Below are 341 nucleotides of genomic sequence, written 5' to 3'. Positions count from 1 at the left end.
GACCTCGGCTCGTGGTACGGGCCGACGTCGCTGGAGCTGACGGTGCCGTCGTATGTGAAGGGTGTCGATTCGCTGGCTGACCTGAAGGGTCGGGGCAAGGAGTTCGGCGGGAAGATCATCGGCATTGAGGCGAGTGCCGGGATGATGGGGACGCTGAACAAGTCGGTGCTGAAGGCGTACGGCCTCGAGGGCGAGTACAAGGTGGTGTCGTCGAGTACGTCGTCGATGCTGGCGGAGCTGGACCGGTCGATCAAGAAGCGTGAGCCGGTGGTGGTCACGCTGTGGTCGCCGCACTGGGCGTACGGCAAGTACGACCTGAAGAAGCTCAAGGATCCCGAGGG

Annotated in this window: 1 protein-coding gene; it reads left to right on the top strand. The window is 63.6% G+C overall.

Features of this window, described 5'->3' with window-relative positions; genetic code table 11:
* Positions 1–341 (top strand): glycine betaine ABC transporter substrate-binding protein (locus KUM44_RS39460; RefSeq protein WP_302186112.1); only part of this gene is annotated, 341 nt, incomplete at both ends.

This window comes from Streptomyces sp. AC550_RSS872 (assembly GCF_019049285.1).
In the GTDB taxonomy this organism is placed as follows: Bacteria; Actinomycetota; Actinomycetes; order Streptomycetales; family Streptomycetaceae; genus Streptomyces.
Note: the sequence above shows the minus strand (reverse complement) of the source record. Positions and strands in the feature narration are given on the sequence as shown.